This window comes from Verticiella alkaliphila (assembly GCF_018904615.1).
GTDB lineage: Bacteria > Pseudomonadota > Gammaproteobacteria > Burkholderiales > Burkholderiaceae_B > Verticiella > Verticiella alkaliphila.
On sequence record NZ_JADCNH010000005.1, the window covers coordinates 95,239 to 108,962 of the forward strand.

Here is a 13,724-nt window from a genome sequence, read left to right on the forward strand (position 1 = left end):
GGAATTGGACCCGGTGGGTTGAAAGTGGAAAATGCGTCAGTCGGCGCTGATCGTTGGCGTCTGAACCAGCCGTTCGGCGATGCGATGGCGCACATTTAGGCGAAATTGCTCATCGGTGATGCCGGCAAGCAGGTTGGCGGCCTCCAGCGCGATCAACGCTGAGGCCTCTTCGATGTCGGCGGCCAGGATGGTGTTGCGCAGTTGATCGCCGAGTTGAAGCGCCTGCGAGGACGTTCTGAAGACCTGGACCTCGCGGCTCAGGTAGCAGCCGTTGCCGCCGAACTCGAATAGCCTTGGCTTGCTGCAATACCAGCAGCCCTCAAACTGGATGGCGGTCAGGTTATGGCCGTCATCGAAGCGGGTAGCGATCAGAAGCAGGGCTTCCAGGTCGGCGCTGTCCTCGAATTGGTGGTGCTCGATCAGGTTCTCCCGCTCCCCGTCCTGGTCAGCACGGAAGTGCGCGGCCAGCCGTTCAAGCAGAGGCGGAATCGACAACTCAGCACATCTGTCCAGCGTGGATCATTGGTTTCGGCGATCTGGGCGATGTAGGCCTGCCCATTGCCGGGATGGTTTTCGTCGAGCGCGAAAGCACCGAACAGTGCCTTGATGACGGGAGTAACGCGGTTGAGCACGAGAACGCCCGTGCCTTCGTAGTAGTTGTTTGCCATGCTGGCTCCTTTCGAGAAGAGCGGAGCCAGCCCATGCGGACGATGGCATCCGCAGGGAATAGCCCAAGGCCGTTGGCGTCGGGCGATGGGGAAGAAAAATTGAGGGACATGGCCTTATGGGCGCATGTCCCTCACGGGGGGGCGAGAGGACAGTGGCGTGCCGGAGACCGGCTCACCAACCGCTGTAGTTCACCAGCAGGTCGGCGATGACCTTGCGGCGTTCCAGATCGAGACCGTCGAAGTCCGACAGCCCGTGGAAGCGGCAGCGCTTGAGCATGGCACCGCCCTCGCGCGCGTTGTAGAAGCTGACCATGGCGGACAGGAACATGCGTTCGCCGCTGCTCAGGACGCCGAGGGCATCGTTGAGCCGCAGCATGTCGGGACGCAAATCCCACTTGGTGTTGGCCTGGTTCAGGCCTTCACGGGTGCCGTCGCCGAACCACTCGGGACCAGCAATCTCGACACCGCGCTTCCAGGCCTCGAAGAAGGCTTGGGGCGCGGCAGCGAAATGCTGCTCTTCCCGCATGATCTGATCGACGACTTCCCGCGGCAGTAGCTGGTTCATGACGTGATTTCTCCAGTTGGATCAGGGAATGGCGAGCTGGGACCAGCCGCCTCTTTCGAGGGCGCGTTGAGCCGCGGCATAGCTGCGGAAGTACTCGCGGGATTCCCGCGAAACGGGACCTTCGGTATCGCGCGTGCCGATGTAGTGGCCGGCGGCGCTTTGCAAGACTTCGAGCGGCAGGAACTTGCCGCAGTAGGTCAGGGCCAACTGGCCGAAAGAGGCTTGCTGGGACATGGACGGGCTCCTTGGAAAAGCGGGGCCTTGTCCCTCACGGGATGGCAGCTCCCGCACGCGGTTGATAAAAAGCATCAGCGTCACGGGGACGCTCATCCGCAGAATTGATGCGATGCGGACTGGTGGGTGACGCGGGAGAGACCCGCGGCAGCCTGGAACCCTGGCTGCTGGCATGTGCTGACGAATCAGCGAACATGCAGGCAGCTTCGTGCGAGGGCTGCGTCGCGTCAGTTGGAAAACGGCATTCGGCCCAGCCCCGATTGATGAGCACCGGAAAAGAAAAGCCCCGCATCGAGTACGGGGCTGTCAGGAGGGTGCGGTGGCGCTGGGTCAATCGGGCTTGTCGCCCAGGACATGCTGCTTCCACAGGTCGAATGCCCGCTCGGGCGGAAGCTCGGCGAGGATGACGATGGGCTGGGCCTGCCTGGTGCGCAGCGACGCGAAGTACGCCTTGCGGTCGGCGATAGCCTTGAGCTTGATGCCTTTGATGAACAGCAGTTTGCCGTCCTTGATGAACAGCACCTTGTTGCCGATGTCGCGGTTGAAGGCGGCTCGCACCTTGCGCTCCGCGTGCATGGCATCGGCCAGTTCATCGACCAGGAAGTCGAGCGTCATGTCGATGTAATGAGGGTCTTCACCCTCCTGACCTAGATCGAGCGGCGCAGGCGGCAAGCCCTTGGCAAAGGCTTCGGCCTGAGCCAGCAGCGTCGTCTTGCCATTGAGCGCGCGGAGGAATGTCGAGCCGCCATGCCCGTCGTTGCGGGCCTCGGCGATGGGAGTGCCGTCGAACACGATGGTCGCGGTGAAGCACAGCGTTTCCTCGCTGGCGAAGTCGGCGACCTTGAGGTTCTTCAGCGTGATGCGGTCTTGCTTGGTGATGGTGTCCATGGGAAGTCCTGAAATCGACCGGGTGGCGACATGCCCCTGACGGGACGTGGCGACCATCCCGTGGGTTGGAGAAAGGAGGCATCGGTGCCCCGGTGGGCAGCGTTCGCCGGTGAGATGCCGAAGCGAACTGGTGGGTGGCGTGGGCGGAACCCACGGCAGCCTTGACACCCTGGCTGCGGGCTGCTGCCGATACATCGGCAATGCAGGGGGAGAATGGCGCGGCCGGCAGGCTGCGTCGTCGATCAATCCGAAGCGGTCGAGTCCGTCTTGTGCAGGCACTGCACCAGCCGGTTGCCCAGCCAAGCCATGCACGGGACGGCCATGGAGTTGCCAATCGCCTTGTAGCGCGGAGCGTCTGCGGCAGGCTTGCCGCGATAGGGGATCAGCGTGTAGTCGTCGGGCATGCCCTGCAGCCGCTCGCACTCCATGGGCATCAGCCGCCGCACCCGCCATTGCGACCAGTCCGCTGCACCGGATTCATTCCAGTCGTAGCGGAAATGTGCCTCGAAGTCGGGGGCCAGGACATGGGGCTTGTCTGCGCCGCCGCCGCTGGTACGCAACGCCGCCGCAACGCTTCCGCCCAGTTCGGCGGCAAGACCCTGCGTCCGTCCCCGCAGGGCAACGCAGGCCACCATCGGCACACCGTAGCCCGGCTTGCCGTTGGACAGGACGGTGCAAGACACCTGTCCATGGCCCGACTCGAAGCGCACTTCGCCGCGGTTGTTCTGCGCGAAGGCGATGGCGGGCACGACGCCTGCGTTCGCATGGCTGTTGCGATGCCCGCCGGCACGCAGCGTCGGCGTCAGTTCGATCGTGGCGTCCGCGCCGCTGCCCTGGGCGGTGAAGGCGATGATCGGCACGCCCTTTCCCGTACCGTCCTCGCTGCTGCCCTTGCCGTTGTTGGCGGTGTCGAGGGTGTGGGCGATGCTGCCGGCGATGGACTGCACCATGAACGTCTCGGTGCGGATGTCGTGCTTGGGACCCGCGGCCATCAGGCATGCCGCAACATCGACGGGGCCAATGCCGCCGCTGAATCCGAACGTCGTCGTGACCTTGCCGTAGGGCTGGTTCAGTCCAGCGAATCCTGCGTATCCGCCTGCTGCTGCAGCACCCGGTCCAGCAGCGCGGGCAGCTTCTTGCCACGGCGCACGGCCCGCAGAAGAATCCCCGCGCAGGCCTGTGCGCTCAAAAAGTACTTCGGAGGGATCGAGGTCATCACCACCACATGCCACAAGAAACACGCGCTTGCGGCGTTGGGCGACACCGAAATATTGAGCGTCGAGCACGCGCCAGGCGATGCGGCGGCGGGGTCCAGACACACAACCAGCGTGCGCCCATTTTTCCCCTGGCGGCTGGAGCGCACGGCTTTCTCCGGCCAGTGCTCCCAGGAAATGCCCGAAGGCATTGCTGCGGTCGTTGAGGACGCCGGGGACGTTTTCCCAGACGAGCGTTGCCGGCGGGCGGCGGTCTTGGTGGCGGGTTTGGTCGATGGCATTTGCAAGCTCCACATAGGCAAGGGTCAAGGCGCCGCGCGGGTCGTTCAGCCCCTGGCGCGCGCCGGCAACGCTGAACGACTGGCACGGCGTGCCGCCGACCAGGATGTCGGGCGCCGGCACGGTGCCGGCGCGCACCTGACGGGCGATCGCGGTCATGTCGCCCAGGTTGGGCACATGGGGGTAACGGTGGGCGAGCACGGCGCTCGGGAACGGCTCGATCTCGGCGAACCACGCGGCTTTGAGGCCGAGGGGTTGCCATGCGAGGCTCACGGCCTCGATGCCGCTGCACACGCTGCCGTACAGCAGTGGCGCGGCCTGGGGTGCACCGCGAAGGGTGCAAGGTTGCGGGTTCATGTCGGGTCTCCTGTTCGTGTGGCCCGGGGCGGGCCGGGACGTTGATAGGCAGGAGAAAGGCGCCGAAGGCCCTGCGGCCTTCGGCTCGGGAGGACAGAACCACCCGTGGGCTGGTGCAGGCCCGGTCGTCGCTAGAACCGTCTGCTCATCAGCAATCACACCCGGCGCATGTCGTGGTTCGCGCCGGCATCGTCTGGCGCACATCCGCGCACAAAGGGAGCCCGTTTTTGCGCCGGCGGGCACCGGCACCGAATACCGCTGACCACGAAGGGTCTCCGGGTGGCTCGCGCAGCTTGGCAAGCCACCGGGGGACCCTTCGCAGAGGCGGGAGAAATGCAGATCAGCAGAACGCGCAGGAGGCGGTTCGCGGAGAAGCTACCTTCAGGTCCCGCGGCCGGGGATGACCAAGCGGGACGCGCACACGGACAAGAAGGCGTTGCGCGCTGGGCGTCCCGCAGGGCGTGCGGAACACAGGCCGCGCCGCCGATGGCGGGCACGGCTCACGGGGAACGGGGTCGGTCAGGAGCCTTTGCGGCCGCTGCGGCGCGGGCGCGAGGCACCACGCTTGGACGTGCCGGATTCGACCGGCAGCGTGCCTTTGCAGTCGGGGTAGCGACTGCACGACCAGAATGGGCCGCTCTTGCCGGTGCGCTGGCGCGTCGGTGCGCCGCACTGTGGGCAAGGCGGTCCGTGGGGAACCTTGATGGACAGGGACGTGCTGCCGTACTGCGCGATCAACTGTGAGATCCATGCAGCCTGCTTGCCGATGAATACGTCCAGCGTGAGCTGTCCAGCTTCGATCATGTCCAGCGCCTGTTCCCAGACGGCGGTTGTCCCTGGGTCGGCAATCGCTGTGGGCACCGCGTCGATCAGGGTGAAGGCCGCATCCGAGGCGCGGATGGCGCGGCCCTTCTTCATGAGGTAGCCCCGCGTCAGCAGGCCACTGATGATGTTGGCCCGCGTCGCTTCGGTGCCGATGCCGACCGTATCCTTGAGCTTCTGTTTCAGGCGCGGGTCCGAGACCAGTTTGGCGACGCCCTTCATGGACTTGACCAACTCGCCCTGCGTATAGGGCCGAGGGGGCAGCGTCTTGAGCGCCTTCAGATCGACGTCGGCCACCTGACATGCCAGGCCCTCGCGCAGCGCGGGCAGTACCTGGCTGCGCGCCGCAGGGTCGCCATCCTCCTCGGATTGCGGTTCGGCCAGCACCAGGCGCCACCCCTTGACGACGACCTGCTTGCCGGTGGCCGCCAGCGTCTGCTGGCCGCAGGAGAGGTTCGCCACAGTGCGGTCGAACTCGTGGTGAGGAAGGAATTGCGCCAGGTAATGCGCCCGGATCAGCCGATACACTGCCAGTTCCTTCTCACTCATGGTCGAGAGGTTCGCCGGTTCGAGCGTCGGGATGATGCCGTGGTGAGCAGACACCTTCGCGTCGTTCCAGGCGCGTGAGCGTTGAGTGCGGTCGAGCTGGTCCATGATCGGTCGCAGCAAGGGATCGGTCTTGACCAGGCTGTCGAGGACCGTTGGCACCTCGGCGAACATGCTTTCGGGCAGGTAGCCCGAATCGGAGCGCGGGTACGTCGTGGCCTTGTGCGTCTCGTATAGGGCCTGAGCAATGTCTAAGGTCTCCTGCACATCGAGCCCAAGCTGCCTGGAACACACCTCCTGCAAGGTCCCCAGGTCGAACGGCAGCGGCGGGCCTTCCCGCACGCGCTCGGTTTCGACCGCCACCACCTGGGCGCTGTCCGCGGCGCGGATCTGCTGCGCGGCGTGCTGCGCGATGGGCTGCTGCAGGCAGCGGCCGGCGTCGTCGGTGCATGCTTTCGGGGGAACCCACTGCGCGGTGAAAGCCTGGCTGCCAGCGGACAGGGACACGTCGATGGCCCAGTACGGCACGGACACGAAGGCTGCGATCTCGCGATCCCGGTCCACGACCAGTTTGAGCGTCGGGGTCTGGACGCGACCGACCGACAGCACGCCGTCGTAGCCGGCCTGCCGCCCCAGCACCGTGAACAACCGGCTGAGGTTCATGCCGACGAGCCAGTCCGCCCGAGAGCGCGCCAGCGCCGAGTAGTACATCGGCAAGGTCTCGGCCGATGGCCGGAGCTTGCCGAGTGCGGCGCGAATGGATGCGTCGTTGAGCGCCGACAGCCACAGCCGCTCGATGGGGCCGCGGTAGCCGCACAGGTCGATGATCTCGCGCGCGATCAACTCGCCCTCGCGGTCGGCATCGGTAGCGATGACAAGCTGGGTCGCCTTCGCCAGAAGCGCCTTGACGACCTTGAACTGCGTGGCGGTTTTCGGTTTGACCTCGACCCGCCAATGCTGGGGAATGATGGGCAACTGCTCGATGGACCAGCGCTTCAACTGCTCGTCGTAGGCTTCGGGCGCTGCGGCTTCCACGAGATGGCCGATGCACCAGGTGACGGTGACGCCGGAACCGTTGAGGCAGCCTTCACCGCGCTGCGTGGCACCGAGAATCCGGCCAATGTCTTTGCCCTGGGAGGGCTTCTCGCACAAGAACAGCCGCATGTCCGTCCATCCCGATTCCCGTTGTTCATGGAGTTGCTGGAATCGAGGATGCCGAGCGCCACCTGGGGCAGCAGCAAACAAGCCGCATGCAGCGGCGACCGCTTTCACGGAATGGAATGGCTTGGGCGGGGTGGCGCGTGGCCGCAGGTGTGCGGACCGGAAGCCGCGATTTGCGGGAGCGCGTGGAAGTCGGTGGACGTTGGTGGAGCTATCCCCTGGGGATAGCTCGCGAGCGCATGGAGGGCGGCGAAGCATTGCGGCCGCCGCCCTCCATGCCGGTTCACTTCCTGCGCTTCGCCTCCTTCGGCGCGGTCGATTCTTGAGCGGCCTGGGGCTTCGGTTCTGCCTCCTGCGGCTTCGGACTGAGGGCCACGGACTCGATGCGGTACGGCAGGATGCCGACGCTGCGCGCATTGATTTGCCAGGTTTCGCGCGGCTGATCCTCGTTGTCCGTCCAAGGTTCGCGCTCCATGCGGCCGACGACCAGCACGCGCATGCCTTTCTGGTACAGGTCCTTCCAGTGCTCGGCGTCGCGGTGCCAGATTTCCACCGGCGCCCAGAAGCCGCCCCGGTCCTCGAACGTGCCATCCTTCTTCGGCACAGGGTTGTCGAAATAGACGTTCAGGCGTAGCAGGCGGCTGGGTTCGTCGTTGCCGTTGGGGAATTCGCGGTACTCCGGTGGCGAACCGATGTTGCCTTCGCCGGAAAAATGCGTGCTCATGGTGTGATCTCCGTGGTGGTTGAAATACCCGTGCCTCGTCGGCGCCGGGAGCGTGCTGGATGCCCGGCGCAATCACCGATCGCGCATTGCGGCGGGAATGGGCGTGAGCCGGCGCAGGTAGGCGTCGTCCGCCTCGGCCGCCTTGCTGGCGCATTCCTGCGCCTGCCTGCCCAGGGTGTGCAGCAGGCTGATCTGCATGTTCAACGTGATGCGCTGCAGCTCGATCGCGTGCAGGTCGGCCAGCAGGTTGACGGGTGTGCTGCTGCTGGCGACCAGCTCCCGCCACAGCGCCACGCCCATGGCCGATCTGTCGTGTCTGCGCCAGCGCAAGAAGACGGTTCCTGCGCCAGTGGTCTGTTGGGCCAGTTCGATGGGCAGCAGGTGGAAGGGGTGCCCGCATGCCTGCTCCAGCACCTGTCGCTGTGCCAGGGCAATCAACTCGTCGCGCATGGCGAAGCACTGGCTGGCCCAGGCCTCGAAGTCCCCTTTACCCTTAAAAGGCTTTAAAAGGCCTTTTAGATAGGCCGCGTGTTCCAGCCGCATGAAGGCACCCTGTTGCAGGCCTCGGAAGTAGCGGGTCGGTGGGTTCGGATCGCTCATGCCGGCTCGTCCTCGCCGGCTGCGGCTTCGGGCGACTCTGCGGTGGTGGTTTCATCGCCGGGCAGTGATGCTTCGGCAGGACCGTCGCCGCGCTGCTGCAGGCCACGGCGCACGATGGGCGGCGCAAACTTCGACCGGCGCGTGCCTTCCAGCACGTCCTGCGGCAGTTCGCCATACTTCTCCAGCGCTGCCCGCGCTGCGGCATTCTTCGACGCGAAGTCATCGCGTGTGCAGCCCGAATAGCGATACTGCTGGGCCAGCGAGAACAGGCTGCGCAGTGAATGTGCGCCCTCGTTGAGCCAGCGTTCCAAGGTGATGCGGTCAATGAGCGCGGTGTGATGGGCGAGGATCAGCTTGCGGGCGATGTCGTCGTAGTCGGCCAGGAGATAGACCGCGGCAAAGCCGAGCTGCGCGTTGACGAAGAGCGGGAGCTTGACCGGCTGCACGTTCAGGTTTTCGCCCAGGCTGAGCGCCGGCGGCACACTCGCCAGCGCCTGGTCCACCTGCTCGCGCAGCGATTGCAGCGTGACCTTGGTGTGGTCGAGCTTGTCCTCGATGCGCAGCATCCACCAGTCCGAGTACGGATCGTCCTGCTCCGAGCCCCGCCGCATCTTGTTCATCTGGGCGATATAGCCATTCAGGCCGACGATGCCCGGTCGCCCCTCGGCGGCGGCGCGACCATGCCAGATGCGGGAAGCGTGATGGGTGTGCAGGGTCAGCGACATCGCACTGCGCAGGGAGCCGAGATTCAGTTGCAGAGGTTCATTGGTTGCCATGGTGTCCGCTCGTTGTTGGAAAAGGAGCGGCCAGCTTCGACAGGAAGCGGAAGGCAGTCAGTCAAGAATCCGAATCCCGGCGGGCCCCGGTTTAGGGCGTGGCGGTTGCATGCGGCGCGAGCTATCCCCAGGGGATAGCTCCATGGAGCGCCAACGAACGCTGCACGCCGGGATCAGGGGGGGCAACGCCGATGCTGCGGCAGATGGTCGATCCCAGGCCTGCGACAGCTTGGCGTTGTGCCCAGCAGCGGAACTATCCCCAGGGGATAGCTCTACTGGCGGCCATGGGCATCTAGTTTCACCGCCTTGCATGCCGACTCACTTGCTGGCGAGCAGATTGCGTAGCCGCTCGATGTGCTGCTTGGCGACTTCTGGCGGCACTGGCTTACCCTGCGGCTGAGGTGGCGGTGCTGGTGGTGGTCGCTCGTTTGGCGGGACGGATGCCGATGGCGCGTCTTTCTTGGCCCAGGCATTGAACTCGCCATGGATGGCGCGCTGAATGATGCCGAACAGATACCCCGCAGGATTGCGGATGCCATGACTGCTGCATCGTGTGGCCCATTCGTCCAGCACGGCCTGTCTCAGCGCGGCATCAACCTGCTGCAATGCCACCCTGGCACCTGTCTGCTGCTCTGCCTTCAGTTCCGTGAAGCGCTTGGGCCATTGCAGATCGCCCAGCGCGCGCGCCTGCGCGGTAGTACGTACTTCATTAATACGACTACTACGTACTATACGGGCCATCTTCGGATTCCGAAGAGAGGCGTTTAGCACGGGTTTCGCCCCTGCTTCGGATTCCGAAGATGGGTCATCCGCATTCCGAAGAAGGCTCGATGCTCCTTCTTCGGAATCGTGGGCGGCGTCCTCCTGTGGATAACTTGCGGCGGCCGTGATGCCTTGGCTGGCGAGGCGTTCTGCCAGAACCTGCAGCCGCGACGGCAATGTGCGCCCGGAGAGCAGCGGATCTTCCGCGATCTCCTTAAGGGTGTTCAGGCCGACCATCTGGACGGCCTTGGCCGAATGGCCGAGGGACTGGCTGACCAGTGCCAGGTAGTCGGCGTCGAGCTGCATGGCCTCGAAGGGCGTCAGCGGTTCATCGTGCAGAACGTAGAGGTTGCCGAGGATGCGGCCGGTCTTGGGGTCACGCCGTCGCCGCACCAGGCTCAACCATCGGGTGAGGCGCAACAGCGTCAACGCTCGGGCCACGGTTTCATGCGAGGCCTGCCCGGCGCATGGCATCGATGCCAGCCAGGGTCGAAGCTGCTCATACGTCGGGAAGGCTGTCACGCCATCGTCGTTGAGCATCAGCCGGAACACCTGCCAGGCGTTGCGCTCCAGCGGCGTCAGGCGACGGTCGAGGAACAGTCGCCGCGGCACGGTCTCATGCCGGTTGCCGCTGAAGAGGAAGGCATCGCCGGACGTGGCGGGCGTCGGCGCAGGCATAGGTGCTGGCGCACTGGGCTTGGGCACGAGGTCTTTCAAGGCGGCGTCGAACAGGTCCGCGAGTGCGACGGGGCCACGGCGTGGTGCGGTGTCGTCCACGGCCATGGCTCAACCCAATCCTTGATCGACCCAGCTCTTGATCGAGGCCCAGACCACCGACAGAGGCAGCGACATGGCTTCGGCCAAGTCCATGGCGGCGTCGAGAATGGAGGTTTCGTCTTCGAGATCGACATTCCTGCTGCCGGTCACGGCCTTCCATTGCCGCCACAGATCCGTGTCCTGTTTCTCGTCCAGCACGGGGTGGCGGCCCTTGCGCTTGGGCAGGCCGAGGATTTCGCGGCGAAGCGCCACCTCCTGGTGGGTCAGGCCATAGAACCGACTGACCATCTCGGTGCTCGCACCCAGCCTGAGCATGCGATCGACCGTGGCGATTTCCTTCTCCACGTCCTGCGCCTGCTTGAGTAGTCGCCGGAGCACTTCGCGGTTCACCGTCACCGAGCACCAGGAGACGTTGGCGTTGGCGAGCACGCTGATCAGCGCGGGATGCTTGAGGGCGTCCAGTTCTTCCTCACCAAACCCCATCAGTTTGCACCGGCGCAGTTGCCCATTGCGCAGGTCATAGAGGGCCTGGGCGATGACGGCCTGGTTGAGTGGGTGTGGTGCGGACATGCTGGCCTCCCTCGCTCACGTTCCAAGGTCCGCAGCGCCGGCTTCAAGATCGAGCAGGCGCCGGGCCAGCCGCAGCAGCCGGAACAGCTTGACCAGCGCGGTGTCGCTCAATCGCTGGGCCGCATCACCCTGGCCGTGCAGCAACGCCGGCAGGTCGATGACGATTTGCCCGTCGTGCAGACCGACGTCGGCGGGCCGCTGACCGGCCAGGCACGCCAACAATGCGAGGACGGAACGGCCCAGCGGCGCCGGACTTTGGGTGCGGGCCCGGCAGGCGAAACCGATACCCTCTGCACGGTCATCAATGCACTCGTCCAGGTCTGCCTCGCTCGCGATTTCGCGGGCGAACTGTGCGATGTGGATGCGCAAGCGCTCGGCAGTATCCAAGCCGGGATCGATGTACCAGACATCGGAGATCGGATAGAGCCCGCCAGCCTGCACGGGGATGGACTGCAAGACGCTCGCCGAGAAGTCGGGAGGCAGCGCATCGCCCAACTGATCGGCGACCATGCGCTGGATGGACTGGAGCCGTTCGGTCGTCGGTGCTGGCGAGACGATGTGTTCCCGAAGCAGATCGCTCCCCGCCGCAGGGCTGGCCGGACCCGCCTGACTGGTATCCGTGTCGCTCTCGCGCGTCGAAGGCGTTGCCGCAGGTTGGCCTGCAGGCGGCGCTGCCGATGCAGCCCCTGCGGTGGGTGGCGCGGTGTTGGCAGGTGGGCGCGCGATGGTTTCCGACTCAGGCTCCGGCAACGCAGGCGGCGTCGAGGGCGGCGTTGGGTCGCTGATCAAGGCGCGCTGCCGGCTCTCGGATTCGGTCATGTCCAGGGCGAGCACGTCGTAATTGACACCCAGCAACTCGGCCATCTGGCCGATCAGCTCGTCCTGTACGCGCTGCGCGGAGAACTCGTCGGCCTGGACGTCGAATTGCGACAGCGCTTCCTGGAAAAATTCGTGGAAGTCCTGAACCAGGGAGCGGCCCTTGGCGTAGCGCTCCCACGCGAGCATGCAGGCTTTGCGCATGACCGACAGGCGTTCGACCTGATGGCGACCGAGGCCGCCATAGAGCACGGTGGGGATCGCGGGCAGGAGATACTGCACCGCGTCGTTCATGCGGCTGATGTGCGACTGTTGTACCGGGAAGCCATCGGCAGCGAGGCGGCGGGCCAGCTCGGACTGGCTCAAGGTAGTGCCACTTTCTTGCTCGTAGAACTCGCGTGCCTTCTCGACGCCGAGGGCGCGCTCGATGAACGTGAGGCCCCCGCGTAATTCGTTCTCGGCCAGGTGGCCGGTCAGCATGACGACTTCGCCGCGGCTGGGCCACGGCCGGAACAGGCACGATATACGGAAAAACCGCTCGTCCTTGGTCTCTGACCATAGTTCGCGCAGGATCGCCAGCCGCGTATTTCCGCCGTTGCGGATGATGTAGTGATCCTCACCTGGTCGGCGAGTGATGGCCGGCGCCGCGTCCAGACCTCGCTCGCGGATGGACGCCTTGATTTCCTCGTAGGCCGGGTTGCGTTTTTTCCTGGGATCGTGGTCGTAGGGGCGCAACTGATCTAGGGTCACGACCATGGGTGTGTCGGCGATCGGGTCGCTCAAGGTCGAGGCTGACGGGCCGCTGCGCTCGAACCCGGCCGCGAGCAGCTTGCCAGCCATCTGCTGGGAGGTGACCTCAGCCATGGCCGCCTCCCTGCGCTTGGTATCGGGCCTCGCGCTCGGCGCGGCGGATTTGCGCACGGGCATTCAGGGTCGCCCGGTGGTCGCTGGCCGTCGAGCTGGTGTAGATCGCGGCGCAGCCAGGCTTGGTGAACTTGAGGTGGCCGCCAGGCGTGCGTTTGACGTGCCAACCTTCGCCAACCGCGAACTCGATCAGGGCGCGAAGCCGCTTGTGGCCTCGGGCAAGCTCATGTGCGTTCGCCATGGGACCTCCCGGCATCAAGAGGGTGTGGCGGACGGCCGGACACCATGGCAAATCGGTGCCGCCATTGCGGAAATAGTTCGTCTGCGAGGCCGCGCATGGTGTCGAGCGCGGCGGGGGCGACTCTGCTCGGCGGCTGGCGGTATTCGACCCGATGCACTGGCAATCCGCGCGTAGCTGCACGCGGATACGCCTCGATGGCCGGCACGTCGGTGGCCAGCACGCGGATGCCGGCATGGTCCTGGAAAAGATCGCGCAGGGCCTGCTGGATCAGCCGTGCATTGGCTGACACAGGGTGGACGCGATTGATGAGCAGATGCAGAGGTGGAGGCTCGATGCCCAGGTGCCGGTAGGGCGCAATGTCTTCGAGCAACTGCATGGTGCCGCGCCGCAGCTCGCGCGCCGCGAGGATTTCCGGGGTCACGGGCGACAGCGCGAGGTTGGAGGCGAGTACCGCCATCTCCAGCAGCACCGATCGCGCGCCTTGGGTGTCGATCAGTACCAGGTCATAGAGAGGCGCCAGGACCGGCAAGAGATGGCGCAACCGCAGGCGCCCATCCGGCGCGTGCAGCAGCAAGGTGTTCAGCTCGCCTCGGTGGTCGTTGGAGAGCACCAAGTCCAGGCCCGCGACGATCGTGCGGGACACAAGCAACCCGAGGTCGCGCTCGTTGAAGGCCAGCAACTCGTAGATGCCACCAGGTGCGCGGTGGCCTAGCTCGTAGTACGAGGACAAGGTGGGCTGCACGTCGAGGTCGAGCAGTAGCACACGCAGCCCCGCGTCGGCGGCAAGCCCGCCGAGGTTCGCGGCCGTGGTGGTCTTGCCGACGCCACCTTTTGTTGAAATGATGGATACGACCTGCATG

At 65.4% G+C, this 13,724-nt stretch carries 15 protein-coding genes; all 15 read right to left on the reverse strand.

The features are described 5' to 3' along the window. Positions 1–36: 36 nt before the first annotated feature. Entirely contained in the window at positions 37–495 is a 459-nt protein-coding gene (locus tag IMZ29_RS05575) for a hypothetical protein (protein WP_426789286.1), read from the reverse strand. Next, positions 420–668 carry a GNAT family protein gene (locus IMZ29_RS23480; protein WP_426789285.1) on the reverse strand — a complete coding sequence of 83 codons (249 nt, stop codon included), beginning with the start codon at positions 666–668 and terminating at the stop codon, positions 420–422. Before IMZ29_RS23480 ends, IMZ29_RS05575 begins: the two co-directional genes overlap by 76 nt. A 172-nt stretch (positions 669–840) precedes the next feature. After that, entirely contained in the window at positions 841–1,233 is a 393-nt protein-coding gene (locus IMZ29_RS05580; protein ID WP_023103928.1) for a hypothetical protein, read from the reverse strand. A gap of 21 nt (positions 1,234–1,254) precedes the next feature. Then, positions 1,255–1,467: a hypothetical protein gene (locus tag IMZ29_RS05585; RefSeq protein WP_003290186.1), complete on the reverse strand. Its 213-nt coding sequence runs from the start codon at positions 1,465–1,467 to the stop codon at positions 1,255–1,257. A gap of 330 nt (positions 1,468–1,797) precedes the next feature. Beyond that, positions 1,798–2,355 (reverse strand): hypothetical protein, encoded by a 558-nt coding sequence (locus tag IMZ29_RS05590; protein ID WP_023103929.1) that lies wholly within the window; start codon positions 2,353–2,355, stop codon positions 1,798–1,800. 242 nt (positions 2,356–2,597) lie between these two features. Beyond that, on the reverse strand, positions 2,598–4,205 hold the full coding sequence (locus tag IMZ29_RS05595) for a DNA cytosine methyltransferase (protein WP_033972351.1): 1,608 nt from the start codon (positions 4,203–4,205) through the stop codon (positions 2,598–2,600). Positions 4,206–4,724: 519 nt separating this feature from the next. After that, positions 4,725–6,737 (reverse strand): DNA topoisomerase III, encoded by a 2,013-nt coding sequence (locus tag IMZ29_RS05600; protein ID WP_033972349.1) that lies wholly within the window; start codon positions 6,735–6,737, stop codon positions 4,725–4,727. Between the two features lie 280 nt (positions 6,738–7,017). Next, positions 7,018–7,458, reverse strand: a complete 441-nt coding sequence (locus IMZ29_RS05605) for a single-stranded DNA-binding protein (protein WP_024008204.1) — start codon at positions 7,456–7,458, stop codon at positions 7,018–7,020. Positions 7,459–7,530: 72 nt separating this feature from the next. Further along, the gene (locus IMZ29_RS05610; protein WP_009459718.1) at positions 7,531–8,058 is read right to left on the reverse strand and encodes a DUF3158 family protein; all 528 of its coding nucleotides are present in this window, start codon (positions 8,056–8,058) and stop codon (positions 7,531–7,533) included. After that, on the reverse strand, positions 8,055–8,834 hold the full coding sequence (locus tag IMZ29_RS05615; RefSeq protein WP_033972347.1) for a PFL_4669 family integrating conjugative element protein: 780 nt from the start codon (positions 8,832–8,834) through the stop codon (positions 8,055–8,057). The genes IMZ29_RS05610 and IMZ29_RS05615 overlap by 4 nt, the downstream gene beginning before the upstream one ends. A 318-nt stretch (positions 8,835–9,152) precedes the next feature. Further along, positions 9,153–10,379 (reverse strand): STY4528 family pathogenicity island replication protein, encoded by a 1,227-nt coding sequence (locus IMZ29_RS05620; protein WP_033972345.1) that lies wholly within the window; start codon positions 10,377–10,379, stop codon positions 9,153–9,155. 3 nt (positions 10,380–10,382) lie between these two features. Next, positions 10,383–10,943 (reverse strand): DUF2857 domain-containing protein, encoded by a 561-nt coding sequence (locus IMZ29_RS05625; protein ID WP_033972344.1) that lies wholly within the window; start codon positions 10,941–10,943, stop codon positions 10,383–10,385. Positions 10,944–10,958: 15 nt separating this feature from the next. Further along, on the reverse strand, positions 10,959–12,623 hold the full coding sequence (locus IMZ29_RS05630; protein ID WP_033972343.1) for a ParB family protein: 1,665 nt from the start codon (positions 12,621–12,623) through the stop codon (positions 10,959–10,961). Then, the gene (locus IMZ29_RS05635) at positions 12,616–12,864 is read right to left on the reverse strand and encodes a hypothetical protein (protein WP_019726333.1); all 249 of its coding nucleotides are present in this window, start codon (positions 12,862–12,864) and stop codon (positions 12,616–12,618) included. Before IMZ29_RS05635 ends, IMZ29_RS05630 begins: the two co-directional genes overlap by 8 nt. Next, positions 12,848–13,723, reverse strand: a complete 876-nt coding sequence (locus IMZ29_RS05640; protein WP_033972342.1) for a ParA family protein — start codon at positions 13,721–13,723, stop codon at positions 12,848–12,850. Before IMZ29_RS05640 ends, IMZ29_RS05635 begins: the two co-directional genes overlap by 17 nt. Position 13,724: the final 1 nt, after the last annotated feature.